Source organism: Nostoc sp. (assembly GCF_036917375.1).
Taxonomy (GTDB): domain Bacteria; phylum Cyanobacteriota; class Cyanobacteriia; order Cyanobacteriales; family Nostocaceae; genus Nostoc.
Genome location: NZ_JBALDN010000105.1, coordinates 206,548 through 230,921, shown reverse-complemented (window position 1 = coordinate 230,921; position 24,374 = coordinate 206,548). Strand labels below are relative to the sequence as shown.

Annotated in this window: 11 protein-coding genes and 1 pseudogene; 2 read left to right on the top strand and 10 right to left on the bottom strand. The window is 41.9% G+C overall.

The annotated features are described in order from the left end of the window. Positions 1–260: 260 nt before the first annotated feature. The 3 genes from V7K45_RS29210 to V7K45_RS29200 form a co-directional block, all read right to left on the bottom strand. The gene (locus V7K45_RS29210; protein WP_335008886.1) at positions 261–800 is read right to left on the bottom strand and encodes a DUF948 domain-containing protein; all 540 of its coding nucleotides are present in this window, start codon (positions 798–800) and stop codon (positions 261–263) included. An 11-nt stretch (positions 801–811) separates the two neighbouring features. Beyond that, complete coding sequence (locus V7K45_RS29205) at positions 812–1,162, bottom strand: YtxH domain-containing protein (RefSeq protein WP_335008884.1); 351 nt, start codon at positions 1,160–1,162, stop codon at positions 812–814. Between the two features lie 407 nt (positions 1,163–1,569). Next, on the bottom strand, positions 1,570–1,905 hold the full coding sequence (locus tag V7K45_RS29200; RefSeq protein WP_335008882.1) for a hypothetical protein: 336 nt from the start codon (positions 1,903–1,905) through the stop codon (positions 1,570–1,572). A gap of 772 nt (positions 1,906–2,677) precedes the next feature. On the opposite strand from V7K45_RS29200, the gene V7K45_RS29195 reads away from it, so the two are divergent. Further along, complete coding sequence (locus V7K45_RS29195) at positions 2,678–3,670, top strand: metal ABC transporter solute-binding protein, Zn/Mn family (protein WP_335008880.1); 993 nt, start codon at positions 2,678–2,680, stop codon at positions 3,668–3,670. Between the two features lie 198 nt (positions 3,671–3,868). On the opposite strand, the gene V7K45_RS29190 is transcribed toward V7K45_RS29195, so the two are convergent. From V7K45_RS29190 to V7K45_RS29180, 3 genes are all read right to left on the bottom strand, one after another. Beyond that, complete coding sequence (locus V7K45_RS29190) at positions 3,869–4,366, bottom strand: DUF427 domain-containing protein (protein WP_335009021.1); 498 nt, start codon at positions 4,364–4,366, stop codon at positions 3,869–3,871. Positions 4,367–4,475: 109 nt separating this feature from the next. Next, positions 4,476–6,059 carry an HlyD family efflux transporter periplasmic adaptor subunit gene (locus V7K45_RS29185; protein ID WP_335008878.1) on the bottom strand — a complete coding sequence of 528 codons (1,584 nt, stop codon included), beginning with the start codon at positions 6,057–6,059 and terminating at the stop codon, positions 4,476–4,478. Positions 6,060–6,172: 113 nt separating this feature from the next. Next, positions 6,173–9,184, bottom strand: a complete 3,012-nt coding sequence (locus tag V7K45_RS29180) for a peptidase domain-containing ABC transporter (protein ID WP_335008876.1) — start codon at positions 9,182–9,184, stop codon at positions 6,173–6,175. A gap of 828 nt (positions 9,185–10,012) precedes the next feature. Between V7K45_RS29180 and V7K45_RS29175 the strand changes: the two genes are divergently transcribed. Beyond that, positions 10,013–11,076 (top strand): ISKra4 family transposase gene (locus tag V7K45_RS29175; protein ID WP_335008874.1). Its coding sequence is split into 2 segments (ribosomal slippage): positions 10,013–10,169 and positions 10,169–11,076, totalling 1,065 coding nucleotides; the frame shifts between segments, so codons are not numbered across the junction. A 97-nt stretch (positions 11,077–11,173) separates the two neighbouring features. Here V7K45_RS29175 and V7K45_RS29170 read toward each other — a convergent pair. The 4 genes and pseudogenes from V7K45_RS29170 to V7K45_RS29155 all read right to left on the bottom strand — a co-directional run. After that, positions 11,174–13,642, bottom strand: coding sequence for a putative Ig domain-containing protein (locus V7K45_RS29170; RefSeq protein ID WP_335008872.1), 2,469 nt, complete (start codon positions 13,640–13,642; stop codon positions 11,174–11,176). A 451-nt stretch (positions 13,643–14,093) separates the two neighbouring features. After that, positions 14,094–16,532, bottom strand: a complete 2,439-nt coding sequence (locus V7K45_RS29165) for a beta-propeller fold lactonase family protein (protein WP_335008870.1) — start codon at positions 16,530–16,532, stop codon at positions 14,094–14,096. 257 nt (positions 16,533–16,789) lie between these two features. Further along, positions 16,790–21,085: an amino acid adenylation domain-containing protein gene (locus tag V7K45_RS29160; protein ID WP_335008868.1), complete on the bottom strand. Its 4,296-nt coding sequence runs from the start codon at positions 21,083–21,085 to the stop codon at positions 16,790–16,792. Further along, a pseudogene (locus V7K45_RS29155) lies at positions 21,085–24,351 on the bottom strand (non-ribosomal peptide synthetase); the annotation flags it as partial. The gene V7K45_RS29160 and the pseudogene V7K45_RS29155, both read right to left, overlap by 1 nt. Between the last annotated feature and the right edge of the window lie 23 nt (positions 24,352–24,374).

Sequence of the window (24,374 nt, the reverse complement as noted above, 5' to 3'; positions counted from 1 at the left end):
CGAACAAGTTGTTTTAAAAGAGTACTAGAAAAATGATAGTTCTTTACACTTGTTTACTTTACTCTAATCTAGGGGATCAAAGCAAAAGGTTTTTGGTGAGTAGGGAGTAGAGGGAGTGGGTAGATGAAGAGAAATAACCAATGCCTTTCAGGAGGCTGAGTGCTGTTAGTGTTAGCAGGGCTTTTAACCCGTGCTGATTTCTGAGTAGGGATCTCACTTATTTACTTACAACTCGTTACTGTTTTGCCCTATGCCCTAATTCAATCTTCGTCATCAAAATTGTTTTCCCAGTTAGCAGCGTCATTGTAACCGTCATTAGCACGGTAAACTTCTGCTTTTATCCGGCGATTTTCTTGCCTCAACACTTCCCGTTCTCGCAACGTAAGTGGTGGTTTTTCATTGCTTGGCAAGCGATCGCTCGTCCGCCTTACGGATTTTTGGCGCGTGAAGTTTTTCCAAGCAGCTTTCGCGCCAATAAAGATGCTGCGCGTACCTACTTGCAGATTTTGAGCTTGTTTTCTGGCAGTATCAAGACTTTGGTCAACTTGCTTCACGACTTGACTAGCACTTTTTACGCCCTCACTGACATCATCAGTTAAGTCAGTGATTTCTAAGCCAGTCACGCGGATAGCTTCTAAAGTGGGTGGTAACTCCCGCGAGAGAGTATCAAATAGCTTTTCTGCACTGCGAGCTGCGCGTGCTAACTCCTGCAAAGCCGGTATTGCCGCCACTAAAACCGCAGTCAAGCTTGTGGCGACTAAAAGTAAGGAAAGTCCCAACCAAAACAGGGGTTCAATCACGGTTATGTCATTTATGAGCGTTCTAATGGCTGGGGAAGCGAATCTGAGTCTTCAACAGATGTTTGCCGCTTCAAGACTTGGTTTTCTCGCTGGCTGGCATCAACACCTGCTGCGATCGCTTCCCGTAATCGATCTAAAGTCTCATCCCAGTTTCGCAGTGCGCTAGCAGAGAGACGATCTGCCTGAATTTGCACACTCATTGATAAATCTTCTGCCAATTCTGGGATAGCATTGGCAGATTTTTTCAAAATTTTACGCGTTTCGCGCCCTGTGCGTGGAGCTACGAGTAAACCGGTCAAAGCACCGATGGTAGCTCCCAGCATCAAACCGCCAAAAAATACTCCAGAACGGTTATTAGACATCTTATTGTTTCTCTCCTTACACCCATTTTAGGTGGGTTTTCTCCCCTTGTAAGACTCAACCGATTTTATTCAGTTAATCTATGGTGACAAAATATCAGCCAGAAAAGTTGCTTTTATTCATTAATACTAAAAGCATTAATTACTTGTAATTCAAAACTCCCCGTATCTCTCAACGTTTTGATACCTTTAGTGGGCGTCTCTTGGTGTTATGTCTTGGGTAGTTCCGTACCCTTCTGCTGAGGGAGACGCTCTTAATAAAAAGCTTTGAAATGGAAAGAGGAAGCGATGCCTGCGGCGGGCTATGCCTACGCTAGAAGCTAATGCAGCCTATGGAATCTTACTACGGATCTTTCTGTGTGTTCTCCCGTCATCCTTAATCATAAATGTTCATCTGAACCAGACATAACTCATTTTGCAACTGTTCTTTTCCCAGATATTAACTCTAGCTTCAGAAAATAACGCTGCCAGATTTGCCGTCCTAGCAGAAGTAGACTGATAATTTGCCGCACTTGTTGAATTTGTATTTGTAGCGTTTGATTTCTCTGCCGTAAGTTATAAATATTCTGTTGGCTGAGATAAATATTTTCGGGTGCTTTATTCAGTGCTGCATTAGTACAACTTTCATAGGTGGTTAACCTATCTGCTATATATGCTAGCTGCTGCTTAAGTTGCCACATCCGCCAAGCCACATAGAGTAGTATCAGTGAAATCAGGGTGTTAATTATGACAACTAAAATTACCATTGTTTATCTTGACCAATAGTTAGCTTTGAGGAATTGTTCTATATACTTGATTTGGCTCTTATTGAATGATGAAAAAACTAGAGGATAAAATTTATGCCACAGAGTACATCCTGGATTCTGGCAGTAAAAAGTAGTTAGATAATGCTATAAGCGATATTGAGAGGCTTTACTAAGTGAAAATTAGTGTAACAAAGGCTGATGGCTAAAAAATCACCAATTTGCCAATTTTGTAACAATGATATGTCCACACCTCGCAAAACCACAGCTACAATTGCCTTAGATTCACCACTCGGTTTGCGAAATCAACCCGTATGCTCCATAAGCCCCATCATCACTACCTCTCACTTCTTAACTTGATAATCCTAGTCAATTTGGAGCTTTGTGGGATGTAAGCACAATGGTATAGACCCTTCAACAGATGGTGAGAGAACTACACTACCCTCCTTCGATACTCTCCAGCATTGCTTTTATTATTGTGCTTCTACCTCTACCAGTTTTCCAGTTTGTCGTGTGCAGTTAACTAATATTTTGCCTGCAAAAACCTCACTAGTGGTTCACCAACCAAAAATTGCTGGGTGTGGACTTGGGAAACAAATAAGTGATAGAGGACAAAGTCTCTTAATTCCTCTTCCGTTAATCTTTACCCCTTTCTTTGCCGAAGGCTTCCCTCTCAGCGCTTAATCTCTTCTTTGCTGAAGACTTTACCCTGGTATTTTACTAATACTTTACCAATAATGATTATCTTTTTTTATACATCCAGTAGGAGTTGAGGATGTCAAAAAAATCACCATTGAATAATTTCTTCCCAGTTATTCTTGCTGCCTTGACAATTGGATTTGTTGGATGTAGAAATCAAGCTGTAAGCACTACATTCACTCAGACTAACACCCAGGTAAATGAGAATCTTCCCCAAGTTGTAGCGACTACAAGCGTATTGTGTGACTTAACTAGGCAGGTTGCCGGAAATACAGTTAACCTTACCTGCTTAATTTCCCCTACCGCCGACCCCCAATTTTATAAACCAAAACCGGAAGATCGTAAAGCCATTGAACAAGCTAATCTTATTCTTTATAATGGTTACAATTTTGAACCAAATCTGATCAAGTTAATTAAAGCGACTAAAAACCCTACACCAAAAATAGCCGTCGCTCAACTGGCAGTACCTAAGCCACAAAAATTTCAGGCAGATGGTAAGAATATAACCGATCCTCATGTTTGGCACAATACCAAAAATGCTATCAGAATGGTGGAGGTAATTAATAGTAATTTAAGAAAATTGCAATCTAGTGATGCAGAGGCTTATAGCAGTAATACTAAAAAAATTACCAATGAACTCACTCAACTAGATAGCTGGATTAAGTCAACAATTGCCAGTATTCCTACCAAAGAACGTAAGTTAGTTACAACCTCTGATGCACTGAGTTATTACGCCAAAGCATACCGTATTTCATTGACAGGAGGATTGCAAAGTATTAGTACTAATGAAAATCTGACAACCGAACGAGTCAAAAATTTGGCTACAAACATTAAACGGGCTAAAGTCTCAACAATTTTTGCTGAGGTGGAAATTAATCCTAATTTGATTCAATCTGTAGCCAAAGAAGCTGAAGCGAACATTTCTGACAGAAAGCTGTATGCTGAAGGACTAGGTGAACCAGGAAGCGACGCGGACACTTATCAGAAAATGATGATTGCCAATACACGCACAATTGTAGAAGGGCTAGGAGGGACGTATTTGATGTTTGAAAGAAAAGCTGCTAGGTAGCCATAACATCAATTTAGTAATCCTAAAAACTCAGTTTATTAGTAGCAAGTTGGGTTGAGGAACCAAACCCAACATTTAATCCTTGTTTATGTTGGGTTTTACTGCCGTTCAACCCAACCTACATTGATAGATTTTATTATTCAAAATTTAAAATCGTTAGACTGAAAATTCACGACAAGTCCAAAATCCAAAATTGGCTCACCATCCCCAAGTACCAGGAGCGCCTTTAAATGGCCCAACAATATCACTGGTTATCCAACCGCCGTAAAAGTTACCTGGTTGTGGTTGCACCTCTTCGCCATTAACGTAGCATTTATCCATTAAATGAGCATAAAAAGCTACATAGTCCTTCATAGATTCGAAGGCTGGTGTGGGTTTGGGGTAGAACCAGGCAGCATTATGGACTTGTTTCTCACCAACTCGGATTGTGTAGTAACCAGCATTTCCCTTCCACTCACAAAAGCTAGATTGCGGAGTCATCTGTAGATATTCCATTTTGATATCCGCTGGGGGAATGTAGTAAGAAGGAGGATGACTAGTTTCTAAAACACGTTTGGCGCTGTGAGTATCTACAATTACTACTCCGTTAAAGACTATTTGGATATGTTTGGTTGTGTCCTCCAAAAGAGGAGGACGGGGATAATCCCAAACTGATTCTTGTCCGGGAGCGGGTTCGATGCGTTGAAAATTAACCATCATCAAGAGTGTTGAGTGCTGAGAGAGGAAAAAGTACTCAGTACTAATGTACTTAGTGAAGCAGCAACTCTCCTTGTGGAGTGACTGCGGTCTTTTAACTCAACCCTCTTTATCGTACCTGTTTAAGAGCATCAACTTGCTTGGTAAACAACTCCGTGAATAAACTCAGCACAGTCCGTTCTTCGCGCACTTTTATATTGGCACTGATGGACATACCTGATTGCAAGTTAACTTTTTTGCCCTTAATCACTAGGGATTGTTTATCTAATGAGACTTTTGCCGGAAATCTGTAAAACTGATGGGTTTGGTCTGGCGGTAATGCGTCTGAACCTATCTCATCCACTTTTCCCTTAATATCGCCAAACTCGCTGTAAGGAAAGGAGTCAATTCTGACATCTACTTTCATCCCTTTTCGCACAAACCCAATATCTTTGTTAGTGATGAAAACTTCAGCAATATAGTTTTCTTTGGGGACAATTTGCAACAGTTTTGTCGTTGGAGTTGCGACAAATCCAGGATTTTTTGCTTGCAAGTCGAAAACTGTTCCAGCTACAGGTGCGCGGAGTTCTTGATATTTAACGTTTAACTGTGATTGAGATATTTTACTATTGACATCTGCCAAACGCTGCTCATTCTCCAGCACAACTTTCATGAATTGGCTATCAATTGTGGCAATCTGCTGTTTGTTCTGGGCTATCTTATCCAAAATGTTTTTATCAGAAACAGCCACTGTATTGCTTAACTCTTGTTGTCCTTTTTCTATATCAAACTGGAGACGTTTCAGTTCCTCACCTAGTTGCGCTACTTCTGCCGTGCGGTTTTGAACTTCTTGTTGCTGGTTGAGATACTGAAGTTGAGAAATTCCACCTTCTTCTGCTAATATCTTCAGCTTATTTAAAATCCCCTCTTGAATAGCTAAACTTGATTTACTATCTTCTAGTTTAATTTGATTTTGAACCAGTTGTTTTTTGGTTTTTTCTACTTCTAATCGTGCTGCGGAAGACCGAGAGTCTAATTCTTGTTTGGCAACTCGTAGAAGTTGTTGTTCATCAATTCCTACTCCAGAATCTTGACCAGAATTTCTTAATTGAGTGCGGAATAATTCATTTTCTGCTACTAATGCTGCCCGACTTTTCAACAGAAAAGCAGTTTCTTGTGGTAAGTTACCGCGTAAATATAATAGTTCAGATCCATTGGCAGTACTTGCATTCATCAATCGGCGATAAATCTGGTTTTCTTTCATTAATGCAAGGCGAATTTTATTCAAAGAATTTAATTCGGCAACAGAGGCTATGGAATCAAAAGTTAGCAGTAAATCACCTGGCTTTACTTCTTGTCCATCTTTTACATTAACTGTTTTCACCACTCCACTCACAGGAGCCTGAACTTCTTTGACTGTTCCTTGGGGTTTTAATTGCCCGGTTGCTGGTACTACTTGTTCAATTTTTGCAAAATAAGTCCAAGCAATACCAAAGCAGGCTAGCCCCACTAGTGTAATCATGATTGTACGCGACCAAATTGGAGATTGGCGCAAGACAATAGATTGCTCAAATTCCAGATTGTTTAAGTTAGTTAAAGACTCTTGAGCAGCTTTTTGTTGTTTTGTCAGTACCTGTGAATCGTGCTTTACTCCATTTTTGTGATTGCCGTTTTTGTGATTGCCGTTGAGATGATTCCCATTAAGTTGAGTCATAACGATTTTGGGTTTTGGACTTGTCGTGAGCGTTCAGTCGAACGATTTTGAATTTTTAGTAGGTTGGGCAATGTTTCCCGATGCCAAAAACCTTTGCCCTCAAGAATGACTAATTACAAGTTTACATCTTGTTGCTGATACAGGTAATAATAATGACCCTTAGTAGCCATTAATTCTTGATGGCTACCTTGTTCTATAACCCTGCTGTTATCCATCACAACAATCATATCTGCATTACTGACGGTATTCAGTCGATGGGTAATAAAAAATACTGTATCGCCCTTGAATGCTTTGGCTAAATTGAGACATATTTGCCGTTCTGTGGGATAGTCTAATGCGCTAGTTGCTTCGTCTAAAACTAATAATTTTGGTCGTTGTAAAACTGAACGAGCGATCGCAATTCTTTGTCGTTGTCCACCTGAAAGTGCAGAACCCCGTTCTCCCACCCGCGTGTTGTAACCGTTGGGTAAGTTCATGATAAACTCGTGGGCGCACGCAACTTGAGCCGCTTCGATAATTTCTTCGGTTGTAGCATCGGGATTGGTTAGGGCAATATTTTCCTGAACGCTACCGTCAAACAATAATGTCTCTTGGGGAACTACGCCAATTTGTCGTCGCAACGAATAAAGTTCCACTTTGGCAATATCATAACCATCAATCAAAATTCTGCCAGACTCAGTTTCGTAGAGTCTCAGCAGTAATTTCATCATCGTACTTTTCCCAGATCCACTTTGTCCGACAATGCCAACAAATTTCCCTGGCTCAAATTCTAGGTTGACATTAGAAAGTTGCAGAGGGCCACTTGTGCCAAAACGAAAGGAAACATTTTCATATTTCACTGCTCCCTTAATCGTCGGTAAAGGTATATTGTAGCGGTCTGTTTCTCCTTCTTGTGGGGTATCAACAATATCGCTTAAACGCTCTAGAGACAAGGCAGTTTCTTGGAAGCTTTGCCAGAGTTGAGCTAAACGTAATATTGGGCTGGTGACATAACCCGATATAATCCTAAAAGCAATTAATTCGCCTAAAGTTAATTGTTGTTGCAGTACTAAATAAGCTCCTACCCACAGAACTAGTAAGCTGCTGAGTTTGTTGAGAAAGTTGCTGGTAGAATTGGCGAGGGTAGAAGTTACAACTGTTTTAAAACCAGCGGCGACAAATCGAGCATAACGCTCTTGCCAGGAAAAGCGCGATCGCAATTCAATATTTTGCGCTTTTACTGTTTGAATGCCTGACATCACCTCCACTAAATAAGATTGAGTTTCGGCGTTGCGTTCGGCTTTGGCACGTAACTGTCTGCTAATGGTGGGAGAAGCAACTAAGGTGATAATCACAAATATTGGAATTGTGCTTAAGCCGACTAACGTGAGTTGCCAACTGTAAATCAGCATCACACCGATATAAACCAGCGAAAACAAAGCATCTAATCCCACTGTTAAAGCAGTACCAGTCAAGAATTGGCGGATATTTTCTAGTTCGTTAATGCGAGTAGAAAGTTCACCCACCGGTCGGCGTTCAAAATAGCGTAGCGGTAGACGTAGTAAATGGTCAATGATTTGCGACCCTAAACCCATATCGATCCGGTTCGTGGTATCGACAAATAAGTAGGTTCGTAAAGTAGTCAAGACTGCTTCAAATAGCCCGACTACTAATAGCAAAACACCCAAAATATGTAGTGTGCCAATGCTATTTTGAGTGATAACTTTGTCGATAATTAACTGAACGACTAGCGGATTTGCCAACGCTGCCAACTGCACGAAAAAGGAAGCGATAAAGACCTCTATCAGGACTCGACGGTGCTTTGACAAGTAGGGCAGAAACCACCGTAAACTAAAGCGTTCTTGAGGTGTTTGGTTGGTAGCAGTCAGCAGTAATACCCGAACTTTGGGCGGAAAGTCAGTTGGATCGACATCTAATTGTTCAACCAATTGAGCGGGTTTGCAGCGCACAATTCCTCTGGATGGAACACCTACAACCACGGTATTGGCATCTACTTCATATAAAACGGCAAAATTATCACCGTAGCGAATCAGCGCTGGTGTCGGAATGCGCGTTACTGAAGCGACTGGTAACTCTATCAACTGCGCCTTAAGTCCGATTAATTCTGCTAGGTAAGCAGTAACTTGAAACGATATAGTTCCCTGACGTTTGATTTGCTCAGTTAAAATGCGGCGAACCACCTCTCGACGAAACGGCATTTCTAGGTGCTTCGCGATCATTTGGAAGCAGGCGAAGGCTGTATTTAGTTCTCCTTTCCCGCCAAAAAATGGGTATTTTTGTTTCGACGAATTTTTGGAGTTTTGAGGGGCTGTCTGTGGAACTATTTCGTCTGATGCGTAGGGAATAATATCTAGGTCGTCAGCGCTATCTCTATCTACTCTAGTTTCAGTTACCGCAAGTTCTATCTCATGACTATCTTCTAAAATCAAATCTGACGGATGTATACTAAGCAAGCGTGCGGGGTTTTGACCAATGACCTGGATCTTGTCTCTGTCATCTTCCGCTTCTAGGCGATCGCCAGGTGAGAAATTGGTGACTGTACCACCGCCACTTACAAACCAAACGCTTTTGCTATCCAGTTGGTTGAAGGGAGTTTTTCCGGAAGGGAGATAATGTATTTTCGCCTGTGGTAAGGCTTTTTCTGCCAGTTCTCTGAGATTTAAAGTGGCGATCGCTTGCTTTTGCCAATAAGAACCGAGAATATCGAAAACTTCTACCAAATAACTGCGGTTCTTGCGAGCTTCGGCAAAGGCTGGGTATAAAGCCAGAAAGCTAAAATATGCTGATGCACTCAAGGTTAAACATACTACTTCGGTGGAAGCGATCGCTGTTTCACAGGGGACATCGCGCAACAAACCAATTTCGCCGATAATTTCCCCCGGTTGTAATAATTTTAGGGTAATTGGCATTTGCGTCTGGGGGTCGTATCCCAACAGGCGCACTTGTCCCTCATAAATGATGGTGATCCGTTCTGGGAGACTTTCTTTACCGATGATTTTTTGACCTATACGATAGCGCCAGGCTTGGAGTTGTTCTGATAGATTAGCGATCGCTCCATCTGGCAACTGCTCAAACCCCTCTAGGGTGGTGAGAAATTCGGGAAAAGTGTTCTTAATATAAGTCATATAAAACTAGTTAAAGTGAGGAATTAAGTCGAAAATATTAGGGAGTATCTCTTTTACTAACAGTGGCAGTGTTTGGTTTTATGCCAGCAATGACAAGACTTCTGTGGTATTAAGGTGTTCAAATATGTAAAATCACAGAGGGCAAGCTCGTCTAATTGCAGACCTGTATTTATATCACACGGTGACGATTGTTATACGTTTTTCAAAATAAAGCATACTCTAAATAGATCGAGGACAAGTTATCACTTGGTTAACGCTACATAATTTATACAAAATTAAAATTAACATCTTAGTATTGCAACTATGCAAGATGGATACTCATCACCAAACCAAAACACATAAACGTGGTTGTTAAATTTAGCGCTGCATATTTTACTTTATGATAGTCAACATGAAAATATCACAGATGCTTTCCTAAGTAAATATCCTAGTTAAGAATTATGTAATAAAAAAAACTTTAAATTTCTGAATTATTTTTGACAAATTCTTGAATACAGGGATTAACAATATCACTAATGGCGAAAAACAGGAGCTTTTCTCGTTAAACATCACCTATACGCTAATTATGAAATAATTCTCCATCACTTTTTTGCTAGCTTAATTTAATAAAATTTAACTTGAAAAGTAAAGCGGAAGATTTTTTCACCCTAGAGGAGTCAACTATTAAATTTATGAAGGAAAGACAATAAGTGCCTTCAGTAAATTTACTAATTTAATTAATAGCTAGTCCATCTCATCACTATGCACAAAACGGGAGCATCCCTTTTTGGCAGATATACCAGTTGTTGGGAGAATGTAGGAGAATACCTAAACCGCCCATCGAAAAACATGACACCCGAAAAACAAGCACGTCTAGAAGCCTGCTTAAAAGAACTAGCAACCCTGTTGTATGAACAGACGGACAAGAGTAAACTAACTAACCTTGAAAGCATTGAAAAAACAGTGCGAACTCAGATGTTGGAACTAGTGAGTCCCGAAATCGCCCTTTTTTTATTGAACAAACAACAGGAACCAAAATAGGTAAACTCCGAAGAGTGAAAAGTTGTGTGGGGGTGCTGAAGTTGAAAGCGAAACAAGCACAACGATTAGGATTGAAGCCACGTAGTCAACTCAGTCCTTTATTGGAAAAATGTTGCTTACGACTGTCTGCAAACGAGTCATATCAAAATGCCGAAGCCGAGATAGAGGCGTTGACGGGGGTAGCCGTGGGTCACTCAACTCAGCGCATACTAGTGCTACGGCAAGATTTGCAATTGCCACAAGCACTTCAACCCGTCTCAGAAGTGAGTGTGGATGGAGGAAAAATTCGACTGCGGGGAAAGCCAAAAGAAGGTTGTTACTGGCGAGACTATAAAACTGTGCGTTTACAAGGCATATACTATGGTGCGTTTTTTGACTCGAATCAATCATTAATCGATTACGTCAACAGTCAACCCTTGATCAACCCGCTTGTATGTTTAGGAGATGGTCATGAAGGAGTATGGAATTTAGTTCGGGAGTTTGCGATCGCCAACCAAAGATGGGAAATTTTAGATTGGTTTCATCTCAAAGAAAATCTCTATAAAGTTGGTGGTTCCTTAAAGCGGCTTAAAAAAGCTGAAGTGCTGTTGTGGCAAGGGCAGGTGGAAGCAACACAGGCTTTGTTTATCAATTGTAAAGGTAAGCAGGTACAGAATTTCTCTGCTTATCTAGAGCGCCATCGCCAAAGAATTGTTAACTACAGCTATTGCCAAGCTGAACAAGTCTGTTCTGTGGGTTCTGGAGCAGTGGAATCTGCTATTAAGCTTCTTGGTACAAGGATTAAAATTTCTGGAGCGCAGTGGAAAGTTGACAACGTTAATTCAATACTTTCTGTTCGTTGTGCTTATCTCAACGGAACACTCGCCATTTGATGTTTTCGCCAAAGAGGGATGCTCCCCACAAAACAACCTCACCCTACAACCAGGATGAGGTTGCCCGATTTTGCTAAGTAATTACTCGTGTTTGATACTAAGCAAGATTAACACTCAAATTGACCTGCACAATCACATCGTTGTAATCTTTATCACCACCATTGGCTAAATCTTCAAAACCAAAGGTGTTATTTCCCAATAATCGAATGTGATCTACCTTATCTGAATTAGCACCCAAGAATGTGAAGTAAACATTTTTATTGGCATTACCATTGAGAATTGCATCGGGTTTGCCATCCACAATAATAAATGGTGCAAATAAAGAATTCGGCCCGAAAGTGCCAGTGTAATTTGCAGTGCTTTGGTTGCCCACTGCCAAGTCAATGCCTGCAACACGCCCGCGCACAGCGGCTTCGGTGTAACCAGCCTGACCAACAAGAATATCTGCTGTACCATCACCGTTGGTGTCAATACCACCATTTTCATCAGCCACCTGATAGAAGCCGACAAAGTTATTGTAAGCTGCCTCTCTGTTGACTGCAAACTCAGCTGTTACCGATTGCGTCACACTCCCTAAATCAATCAGTTCGCCTTGATATTCGCCTTGCAGACCAGTACCTAAAGATACTTCTTGATTGGTTGGCTGAATATTCACTACCAAATTCTGAAAATTAAGAGAAAACCCTTGACCTTCTATGTCGTTATTTGTAGCTGAGGAAAAAAGCACACTTGAGAAGGGGGTTTTTCCAGACAGCACAGACTGAGTAGTACTGTTGGATACCAGATAAAATCTGAGTTTGGTATCAGAGTCGAATTCTAATATGCTTTTCAGGTCGGCAAGATTAAAACCATTAGGCAGATTGGCAAGAGCGGAGAAAACCACCTTTGAACGCAAAAGAGCCGCTTGCGTATAGCCTTCTGCACCAGGGGCTATGCCGTTAATCCTACCTTGTTCATCGTCAACAGTAAATACATTTAGTTCGTTCACCTCTTTAGAAGTGTTGTTTCTAATCTTGATTGAGAGTTTTCCTTTATCACCTTTAATGTTCAGCTTAGTCTTGACACTAAAGATATCACCTGTAATTTGTGTCACTACAGCGGTATCGTCAGTAACCGCAAGTTTAAACACATCACTGGCTTTCTCTCCAGCAACATCCTTAGCTATGACTTTGATGTTCAAACTACCTACATCTTTATTCTTAGGATTACCACTGAAGGTGAGGGTAGTAGGATTAAAGTTTAACCAAGTAGGTAGTAGGTTATCATTTTCTAAGGTTGCAGTGTAGGTGAGGATGTCTCCAACATCCGGATCGGTAAAAGTGTCATCTGGGATGGTGAAATTGAAGAGTGTGTCTTCAGTAACTTGTTGGTCTGCAATTTCTTTTACCAAGACTGGAGGATCGTTGACATTATTAATCGTGATTTTAAACACATCACTGGCTTGCTCTCCAGCAACATCTTGAGCAGTAACTTTGATATTTATACTACCTACATCCTGATTCTCAGGAGTGCCACTGAAAGTCTTGGTAGCAGCATTGAACTTCAACCCATTTGGCAGAGGCTTATCGTTGTCCAGAGTTGCAGTATAGGTAAAGCTATCTCCGACATCTGGATCAGTGAAAGTGTCATCTGGTACAGTGAAACTGAAGAAAATACCTTGGGTTGCTTGTTGGTCTGCGATCGCCTTGGACAAGACTGGAGGAGTATCAACAGTAAGTTTAAACACATCACTGGCTGTTTCTCCACCAACATCCTTAGCGGTAACTTTGATGTTTAGACTACCTACGTCCCCATTACCGGGAGTACCACTGAAAGTCTTGGTAGCAGCATTGAACTTCAACCCATTCGGCAAAGGCGTATCATTGTCCAGAGTTGCAGTGTAGGTAAGGCTATCTCCGACATCTGGATCGGTGAAAATGTCATCTGGTACAGTGAAGCTGAAGAGAATACCTGGGGTGGCTTTTTGGTCTGCGATTTCTTTTCCCAAGACTGGAGCAGTTAGTACTGAAGCGTAGGCTGCCATTACTTCTGGCTGAAACGCCAAAGTAGGAACAATTGCCCCCGTAGAAACTTTTAGTTTCCAGTTACCACCTAATGCAGTACTCCCCGTTAAGTCATCAGACGCCGCTACTACTGCACCTGTCAATTCACTCAGGCGCTGTACAAATGCTTTACCTTGCTCTGTTTGCCCGACTTCGCAACCATACAATAGTAATTGTGCATCGGCACTCAAAACATTTGCCCAGTCCATGAGTTGCCAAGCATAATGGTTGAGGGTTTCGTAGCTGAGTTGACTGTTTCCCAGATAAACTTGCCCTGGTGCGCCGTGAGAAACAATGTGTAGGCTGTTGATTTCCCGATGAGTTGCCAGGACTTGGCTAATTTGTTCAATGCCATTCTGGTCAGGGTCTAAGACTACAACAGAGGTGTTAGGCAGTACACCTGCTACCAGACTTTGGTAGTTCTCAACCTGTGAGTCGATGAAAACTAAGTGAGTAGCAGGTATTTGCTCATACAAATCTTGAGTTGGCTCTTTTGCGATCGCTATCGGGATGGTGTCTGACATAATTACTCTTATTAATTAATGGTTTTTTCGTGACAGCCATTACGTTCCATATCCTGTAAACACGTAGAAACAGGATTTTTTTGGTATCGTAAAGGAGTCAATTATTAAACTTATATAAAAGGCTAATAGTCAACTCCAGTAAATTTACTGCCTAAACCTGCGGATCAATATTACCATTGCCATCGCAAATAGCATCATATTTGCCATCAACAATAATAAATGGCGCAAACAGCGAAGCAGCTTTGAAAGTCGCAGTATAATTTGCTGTCCTTATTCACCGTAAAAAAATGCCTGTAACATGCCTATACATAGCTTTAGACTGATGCAAAGACTGTATTTGCGATCGCATTTATACATACATGAGTCCATGTAATCGCTATGCAGAAAACAACCTCACCCCGCAAACGGAATGAGGTTGTATTATTTTTCTAAGTAATTACTCGCCTTTCATCTAGGCAAGATTGACACTCAAATTTAGCTGTACAATCATATCGTTGTAATCTTTATCACCACCATTGGCTAAATCTTCAAAACCAAAGGTGTTATTTCCCAACAGTCGAATGTGATCTACCTTATCTGAGTTAGCACCCAAAAATGAGAAGTAAATCTTCGGATCGTTATTAGCATTATTATCGAGAAACTTATCTGCTTTACCATTGATAATAATAAAGGGTGCAAATAACGAATCAGTTCCGAAAGTGCTGGTAGATGTTGCCGAACCTTGATTGCTCACCGTCAAGTCAACGCCTGTAACACGCCCACGCACAGCGGCTTCAGCATAACCTGCTTGTCCAACGAGAATATCTGCTTTACCATCGCTATTGGTGTCAATGCCACCATTTTCATCAGCCACCCGATAAAAACCGACAAAGTTGTTCAGTGCAGCTTCTCTATAAACCTTGAAGTCAGCTTTTACCGATTGTCCTACACCCCGTAAATCAATCAGTTCGCCTTCCTTTTTGCCTTGCAAATTTGTACCCAAAGATATTTCTTGATTTGTTGCCTGAACCGTTACAGCAAAATTTTGGAAGTTAAGAGAAAAGCCTTCCTCTCCTATGTTAGTATTTGTGGCTGAGGAAAAAACGACACTTGAAAAAGATGCTTTTCCAGACAGTACAGCCTGAGTAGTACTGTTGGATACGCTATAGAATCGGAGTTTGGTATCAGAGTCAAATTCTAAGACGTTATTCACATCGTCATGCTTGAAACCCTTGGGCATATTAGCAAGGGAAAAGAAAATCACCTTGGAGCGTAAAAGAGCAGCTTGTGTATAGCCTTCTGCACCAGGGGCTATGCCATCAATCTTACCTTCATCATCATCAACATTAAATACACACAGCTCATTCACCTCTTTAAAAGTGCTGGTTTTAATTTTGATGGAGATTTTTGCTTTATTGCCTTTAGTCTTCAGCTTAGTCTTGACACTAAAGATATCGCCTGTAATTAATGTGAATAGAGTAGTAGGAGTATTTTTATCGGCAACCCCAAGCGTAAATATATCACTAGCCTCCTCTCCAGCAATATCTTTAGCAGTGACTTTGATGTTTAGATTACCTACATCCTTATTTGTGGGAGTCCCACTGAAGGTAAGAGTAGCAGGATCGAACTTCAACCAAGTAGGCAGTAGGTCATCGTTTTCTAGAGTTGCAGTGTAAGTCAGGGTATCTTCAACATCTGCATCGCTAAAGGTGTCAACTGGAAGGGTGAATTTGAAGACACTATCTTCGGTGGTTTCTTGATCGAGAATTTCATTTTCCACCTCTGGCGCATGATTGAAAGGCGCACCAAACACCGCCACTGCCGAGTCATCAGACCCAGCAGTATAAAGGTATTTGCCATCGGAGCTGAGAGTTACAGAAACCGCACCACCAAGTCCATCGACACCATCTGTATCATCTTTTTGAACTTCCACAAAACTCAGTTTGCCTGTGGTTGTATCCCGCTCAAACACAGCTACAGCCGAGTCATCATATCCAGCAGCATAGAGGTATTTTCCATCGGGACTGACGGTGAGGGATTCAGCACCACCAAGCCCATCGACACTACTGATACCATCTTTTTGAACTTCCACAAAACTTAGTTTGCCTGTGGTTGTATCCCGCTCAAACACAGCTACAGCCGAGTCACTATATCCAGCAGCATAGAGGTATTTTCCATCGGGGCTGACTGTGAGGGATTTAGCACCAGCAAGTCCATCGACACCATTTGTATCATCTTTTTGAAATTCTACAAAACTCAGTGCGCCTGTGGTTGTATCCCGCTCAAATACCGCTATCGCCGAGTCACTATATCCAGCAGCATAGAGGAATTTTCCATCGGGGCTGACAGTGAGAAATTCAGCACCACCAAGCCCATCAACACCATTTGTATCATCTTGTTGAACTTCTACAAAACTCAGTGCGCCTATGGTTGTATCCCGCTCAAATACCGCTACAGCCGAGTCACTATATCCAGCAGCATAGAGGAATTTTCCATCGGGGCTGACGATGAGGGATTTAGCACCACCAAGCCCATCGACACCATTTGTATCATCTTTTTGAACTTCTACAAAACTCAGTGCGCCTGTGGTTGTATCCCGCTCAAATACCGCTACAGCCGAGTCATTATATCCAGCAGCATAAAGGAATTTTCCATCGGGGCTGACTGTGAGAGATTCAGCACCACCAAGCCCATCGACACCATTTGTATCATCTTTTTGAACTTCTACAAAACTCAGTGCGCCTGTGGTTGTATCCCGCTCAAATACTGCTACAGCCGAGCCACTATATCCAGATGCATAGAGGAATTTTCCATCGGGGCTGACGGTGAGGGATTTAGCACCAGCAAGTCCATCGACTCCATTTGTATTATCTTTTTGAACTTCTACAAAATTCAGGATTTTCTGTGTCATATTTCCCTTGAGATTGCAAAATAGTTTGTAAAAGTAATCTTCTTTTCTAGCAAAGTGAAGAATGTACTATATAGCTTATTGTCTGATTTTTATTCAAGCCTCAGTAGATATACTATGTATTTTCCAGCTTATAACTGATGCAAGGGCTTTAGTGGCGCTCAAATTTATACATACATAGTTAAAGTTATTACCCACAAATAAAACAACCCCATCCCGCAAGCGAGATGAGGTTGAAAGCTATAACTATTTCTGTAAATTTAGATGTCTACAATAGCTCGATCTATACAAGCCCTCATCTTTTCAGATAGAGTTCGGACATTGGGTTCTCTAAAAATAGAGTCGTGGTTTCCTGGAACATTTTGAATATCCAAACCTCCTAAGACCATTTCACTCCAACCCATTTGGGGGTCAACCTTGCGTTTTTCCAATGCAACGCGCTCTTCTGCTCGGAATACAGTGACTCGACCTGGATAAGCTTTTAGAACGTATTCTCTGGCTGCCTGTTTATTGGCCTCTTCGATTGTTAATTTCCGGTAGTTATAAGGTACAGTCCGCCAAATTATTAAGGAAAATTTAAAGATCAATTTTCGGAACTTTTCTTGAAGTTTATACTTCAGCCAAGAGCTTTTGTTCCTGATTTGCTCAAGCACGTAATTAGTCCCAAGTTTTGTCAGGTTGTCCCAATGCTGAGAAACTCGCTTTTCTAATGGCGCTTGTTTAATATAATTTGGACCAGTAGTATCAAATAAAGCTAACAGAGCTACTTTTTGACCTTGTTTTACGAGTTGTTGAGCCATTTCCCAAGCTACTAGTCCACCAAAGGAGGAACCACCCAAAAAATAAGGGCCTTCAGGTTGAATAGTTTGTATCTCTTTGATGTAATGAGCCGCCATTTCTGTAAGCTTGGTAAAGGGAGCTTCTTTCCCATTTAATCCTCGTGCTTGTAGGGCATAAAATGGCTGATTTTCACCTAAATGAAGTGATAAATCTCGGTAGTAGAGGACACTTAAACCAATTGCATGGATGCAAAAGAGCGGTGGCTTGGAACCGTTGGGCTGCATTGGTACTAGTGATGACCAAGGCATCGGTTTTTCTGAATTGATACTAGTATTACTCTCAATCTGATTATGGCTTTCTGGCAAAAACCCTTGCTGGCGAATAAAATTAGTTAATTGCTCAATGGTTGAAGATTGCAAGAGAATAGCTAAGGGCAGATTTAAACCAAATGTCTTTTCAATCTGAGAAAACAGGTGTACTGCAAGTAGTGAGTTTCCACCCAAATCAAAAAAGTTGTCTTTTATGCCAATGGGATGAATACCTAAAAGGTTTTCCCAGATTTTAGTTAACTGAAGTTGTAATGGATCTTCTGCTGTGGCAAATGTTTTTTCTATTTTAGAATTAGTTGTATTCAGCGCAGATAAGGCTTTGCGATTGACTTGGTTATTAGCATTCAATGGCAGAGAATCGACGATGAAAAAGGCAGAAGGCAACAAATGTTCAGGTAACTTTTGCTGGAGAAAACTCAGCAGTTGCTCGCTCCCAAAAGTCTTTCCTTGTTTGGGGACAACATAAGCAACTAAAATTTTATCCCCAAGAACATCTTCTTTGGCAATCACCACAGTTTTTTGTACGCCTGGATATTTACCCAAAATTGTTTCAATTTCAGCCAACTCAATGCGAAAGCCGCAAACTTTTACCTGATTGTCTAAGCGGCCCACAAACTCAATGTTGCCGTCGCTTAAGTAGCGTCCTAAATCACCAGTTCTGTAAAGGTATGCTCCAGATTCGCTGCTAAAGGGATTGGGGATAAATTTCTCAGATGTTAATTCGGGACGATTAAAGTAGCCTTGGGTAACACCGATACCGCTGATGTAGATTTCGCCAGTCACGCCAATAGGGAGAAGTTGCGATCGCCGATCGAGGATGTAGATTTGGGTATTGGCGATCGCTTTTCCTATGGGAATTTCTGACCGAGTGTTACTGGCTTCAGTGGCAGTTTCCGGATCGTAAACCGTGGCGGTTAAAGTTGTTTCTAGCGAGCCATAAGCATTCAACCAACGTACTCGCTTACCAACTTTTTCTACCCAAGTTAGATAAGCATGGCGTGAGACTTTTTCACCACCAACCATGACTAAGCGCAAGCTGGCTGGCAAATTTTGTGGAGATACAGATGGCTCTTTAATTAACTCATACCAAAAAGCAGTAGGTAAATTAACAACAGTAATTTGTTGTTGAGCAATGAATGGGAAAAACTGCCCCGTCGATTGCATCTCCTGAGATTGGAGAATTGCAGTAGCACCAGTAATCCAAGTGGGAAAGAGTGATTCAATGAACGTATTGCAGCTGATACTAGGTATGAGTAGTAGGCGATCGCTCTGAGTCAACTCCCAAGTTTGGCTAATTGCCAAGCTGTGGCTGACAAGATTATGGTGGGTAATAGCTATACCGTTGGGTTTTCCATTGCAGCCGGACACATACATTACACAAGCGAGAGTCCGATCTGTGCCATAACTTTCTGGATTTTCAGTCACGTGTACGGCAATAACTTCCCAATCTCTATCCAAACAGATAGCTTGTGCCTGATGCTCAGAGAGCTTCTCAACTAATGAGCTTTGGGTTAACACTAAAGATATTTGGGCATCTTCTAACATGACAGCCAGATTATCTTGCCCAGATGTCGGAGCGATCGGTACGTAAGTTCCACCGACTTTCAAAATACCCAACAGCCCCACAATCATTTCCAGGGAAGGCTCTAGATAAAGACCGATGAGTACCCCCGATTCTACCCCTAAAGTTTGCAAATAGTAGGCTAGTTGATTTGCCCGTTGGTTAAGTTCCTGATAAGTTAGTTGCTGATTTTTAAAACTGACTGCAATATTATTTGGAGTTTTTTTAGCTTGAGTTTCAAACCACTCATGGATACAAGTATGCTGGGGATAATCAGCTTGTTTGCTATTCCACTCAACTAACAATTGATGTTGTTCAGGTGCTGTCAACAGGGGTAATTCAGCAATCGGGCGATCGGGATTAGCAACAATACCTTCGAGTAAGGTTTTGAAGTGTCCCAACATCCGCTCTATTGTACTGGCATCAAACATCTCGGCATTGTAATCAAATACCATGCCTAGACCATTATCCTGTTCCCGCAAGACCAATGTCAGATCGTATTTGGTTTTGCCATGATAGATGTAGCCAAATAGAGAAGTGATAGTCAAATCAGGTAGTTGTACTGATGCCATCCCACGACCATTCGACCAAGGAGGATTGAGGGAGAATTTTACCTGAAACAGGGGTGAACTATTGCGACTTCGCTGTTCTGGTCTAAGTTCTTCAATTAGCTTTTCAAAGGGTAGGTCTTGATGGGTATAAGCCTCTAAGCAATCCTTACGCACTCGGTCTAATAATTCTCGGAAAGTTGGGTTGCCTGCAAAGTTACTCCGCAGTACAAGAGTATTAGAAAAAAATCCAATCAGCCCCTCCGTTTCAACTTGTCCCCGACCTGCACTTGCAAAGTTAATTAGTAAGTCTTCTTGTCCAGAATAACGGTAGAGCAATAGCTCGAATGCTGCTAGTAGAGTCATGAACAGGGTGACACCCCATTTTTGACTCAGGTCTGTCAGGGCATGGTTCAGCGCCTTTGATAGCAGCAGGGCCGCGCGATCGCCTCGATAGGTTTGCACTCCTTGAGGACGAGGGCGATCGTAAGGTAACTCAATGATGGGTAAATTACCTTCTAGCTTTTGCTTCCAATAATTTACCTGTGACTCTAAAACCTCTCCTTGGAGCCATTGATATTGCCAATTGGTAAAATCAGCATACTGTACTGGTAAAGGAGTTAAAGGAGAAATCTGACCTGCTGATAATGCTTTATAGATGGTAATCAGGTCTTGATAGAACAGATCGGACGAAGCACCATCACAAACTATGCAGTGCATATTCCAGATCAGCAGATGTTCGCGATCGCTTAATTGCAGCAGTAACACCCGCAAAATTGGCCCATTGCCTAAATCAAAGGGTTGATGAGCTTCTTTAGTTGCCAGTAGGTGAGCTTCCGCCTCTCGTTCTTCATCTGGTACTTGCCGCAAGTCAATTATTGGCAGTGTCAAGGAAACATCGGTAGCAATGACTTGAGTGGGTTTTCCATTCACTGCTGGAAAAGTTGTTCGCAGAACTTCATGGCGACGGACGACTTCTCTCAAACTTTCCTCTAAGACAGCAACATTCAGATTCCCCGTAAAACGCACGACAACTGGCATATTATTTGAGGAACTATCAGGTTCAAACTGATGGAGGAACCATATCCGTTGCTGACCAAAGGAAAGCGGCAAGTTGCCATTCCGTTCACAAGCGACAATTGGGGGAATCTGTGAACTGGCGGCTGTGGCAATTTGTCGGAGAAAGTTGATGATTTCGGCTTTTTGAGTTTTTAACTCGGTTAGCAATTCCGGTGTGAGACTATCTTTTGCGGCCCGATAGCGTAAGCGTTCGCCCTCTAGCCAAAGTTTGACATCGCGCTGACGTAGCTCAGATAGTAGTTCATCTAATGTTTTCATAGCTCACCTTCCTCGTAATCATCAGCTGTTTCACTCTCAGCAGCCTGAACACCTTGGGTTGCCCACCGCAGAGTTTCCACTCGTTCAGCCAAATCCGCTACCGTTGGTAATTCAAATAAATTGGACATCAGAATTTCTGCTTGCAAGGCTTGGCGAACTCGAGAAACCACTTGAATTCCTAGTAGAGAATACCCACCCAATTCAAAAAAGTTGTCGTTAATCCCAACCTGCTTGACATTAAGAACCTGCGCCCAGATATCTGCAATCTGCTGTTCAATGGGAGTGCGAGGCGCTACATAATTTGCCTCCAGTTCTGGGCGGGAAGCATCAGGCTGTGGCAATGCCTTGCGATCGACTTTGCCATTGGGGGTTAACGGCATAGCTTCTAGTGCCATAAAGATTGTTGGCACCATAAAGTCAGGAAGTTGTTGTTTCAAGAATCGACGCAATTGTGAAATCACTTCCAAGCTATCTTGACCAGTTTCGGCAACAATATAACCGACTAAACTAGTCTCATTAGGAATGTCTTCTCGAACAATTACAACAGCTTCTTTTACTCCTGGATGTTGCAGGAGTGCGGTTTCAATTTCACCCAATTCTATGCGGAAACCACGCAATTTTACCTGATAGTCGATACGACCCAAGTATTCAATATGTCCATCTGGTAAATAACGAGCTAAATCTCCAGTTTTATATAAGCGCGATTCAGGGTTTGGGCTGAAGGGATTAGAAATAAATCTTTCAGCAGTCAGTTCGAGACGATTCAGATATCCTCTTGCTAGTCCTTCGCCACCAATATACAACTCACCTGATATACCAATAGGAACGGGTTGTAAATGGGAGTCTAAAATGTAGATTTGTGTATTAGCTAGAGGGCAACCAATGCCTATTGCTTTATTTGCCGTTGTCACCTTGTAGCCTGTTGACCAAATCGTTGTTTCTGTAGGCCCGTAAAGGTTCCACAGACAAGCTCCCTTCGGTAATAATTGATTTGCGAGGTCTTTAGGTAAGGCTTCACCTGTGGAAATCATCTTCAGTTGAGGACTACCTTGCCATCCGGCTGCCAGTAATAGCCGCCAAGTAACTGGGGTCGGTTGCATAAAGGTTGCCCCGGAGGTGGTTAGGGCTTTTAACAGTTGTGTGCCGTCAGCCGCAACTTCACGGCTCACCAACACCAACTTCGCACCTACCGATAGGGGTAGAAAAATTTCTGAAACGGCAATATCAAAGGATAGGCTAGTAACAGAGAGGAGAGTATCTTCAGCAGTTAAACCGGGTTTTTTAGCGATCGCATTCAGGAGATTAACAGCACTCTGATGTTGAATTTGAACGCCTTTCGGTTGACCTGTCGAGCCAGATGTATAGATGACGTAGGCTAAGTTTTTGGAAGTGACGTTATGTGTTGGGTTATCTAACCCATAATTATTTATGGACTGCCAGTTGGTATCAAGGCAAACAATCTCTGCTTGATGGTTGGGTAGCCCCGACTTTAGCTTCTCTTGCGTTAATAACACTGACACCTGAGCATCTTGCAGCATGAAAGCTAAACGTTCTTGAGGATAAGCATAATCTAATGGTACGTATGCTCCCCCGGCTTTGAGAATGCCTAAAACTCCTACAACCATTTCCAAGCTGCGCTCGACACACAGACCAACCAGAACTTCTGACCCGACTCCTAAGCTTTGGAGATAATGGGCTAGCTGATTGGCTCGCTGATTCAGTTCGCGGTAGCTAATTTGTTCATTTTCAAAAACTACAGCGATCGCATCTGGAGTCTTCTCTACTTGAGTTTCAAACAGCTGGTGAATGCAGATATCTTGGGAATAAGCTGTTTGAGTATTGTTCCATGTTGCTAATAACTGTTGCTCAACTGCTGGCAAAATTGGCAATTTAGCAATAATTTGATTAGGGTTAGCAACTATGCCCAACAACAAAGTTTCAAACTCTGCCATCCGGCGGCGGATAGTATCAGCGTCAAATAAGTTAGTGTTGTACTGGCATTCCAGAATAAGTTCACCATGCGATTCCGTAGCATTGATAAACAGTTCAAAATTCTCGAATGCGCGGGGATTGGAGAAAAATTCTACCTCTAAATCGATAAAGGGAAGTCGATCGCTGTCTAAGGCTTGATCGACATTAAATATAATTGGTACTAAGGGAATGCGGCTAGAATCCCGTGGCAATACTAATTTTTTGACCAGACTGCCAAAGGTAAATTGTTGATGGTCATAAGCATCTAAGACAGCCGATCGCCGCGTTTGCAAGTAGTCACTGAACGATTTTTCGCCATTAATCTGGCTACGCAATGGTAGTAAATTTACACAGTGACCTACAAGATTATATTGCCCTAAAGCAGCTTGTCCGGCGGCAGGAATACCTACAACTAAATCGTTTTGTCCTGTCAGACGGTGCAGCCAGACCTCGAATCCTCCCAGGATCGTAGTCATAAAGCTACAACCAAGTTTTGTTCCTAGTTGTTTGAGGTTGGTAACTAGTTCGGAATTTAAATGCCAATCTTCGCGGGCGGCGTTAAAGGTTCTGAGTGGGGGACGGGGGCGATCGCTAGGGAAATCGAGTACAGGTACAGAGTCAGCGAATTGTTGTAACCAGTATTGTTCTGTGGCGATCGCTTCTGGACTATCCGCCTCTTCTTCCTGCAAAATCGCATATTCACTTAAGTAGTCTGGTTCTTCTAATTCAGGAACAATACCCTGTTGCAAGCTAGAATAAAATTTACCCAAATCTGGCATCAGCACTGCCCAAGACCAACCATCACAAATAATATGATGTGCTGTCAAAATAGCTAAATGCTCCTGCGGCTGCAATTTGACAATCTTTGCCCGAAATAGAGGGCCATGTTCCAAATCAAAAGGTTGCTCTACCTCTTGTCGCAAGATACTAGCTAATTTTTCCTGTTGTTCCTGTGGTTTTAGATTAGACAGTTCAATAATAGGAATTTCAATTTGCCGAGAAGCAACAATACAGAGTGTATTACCATCGGTACTAAAAGTTGTTCGTAGCGCTTCATGACGTTGTACTAACTTTTCCACCGCAGATTGGAAAATTTTGACATCAAGTTCGCCTTTTAGTCGCAGAGATTGAGACTCGTTATAAGCACAATTAGCAGCATCGCCCATTTGCACAGAAGCCCAAATTTCTTTTTGTGATTCTGTAGCGGGGGCGGTTAGAAGTAATTCTCCATCTGCAAATGGATCAAAATCAACCGCAGTTAATGTCGATTGGTAATCTACAGGTGATAAGGTCATAAAACTCTATTATTTTCTCAGTT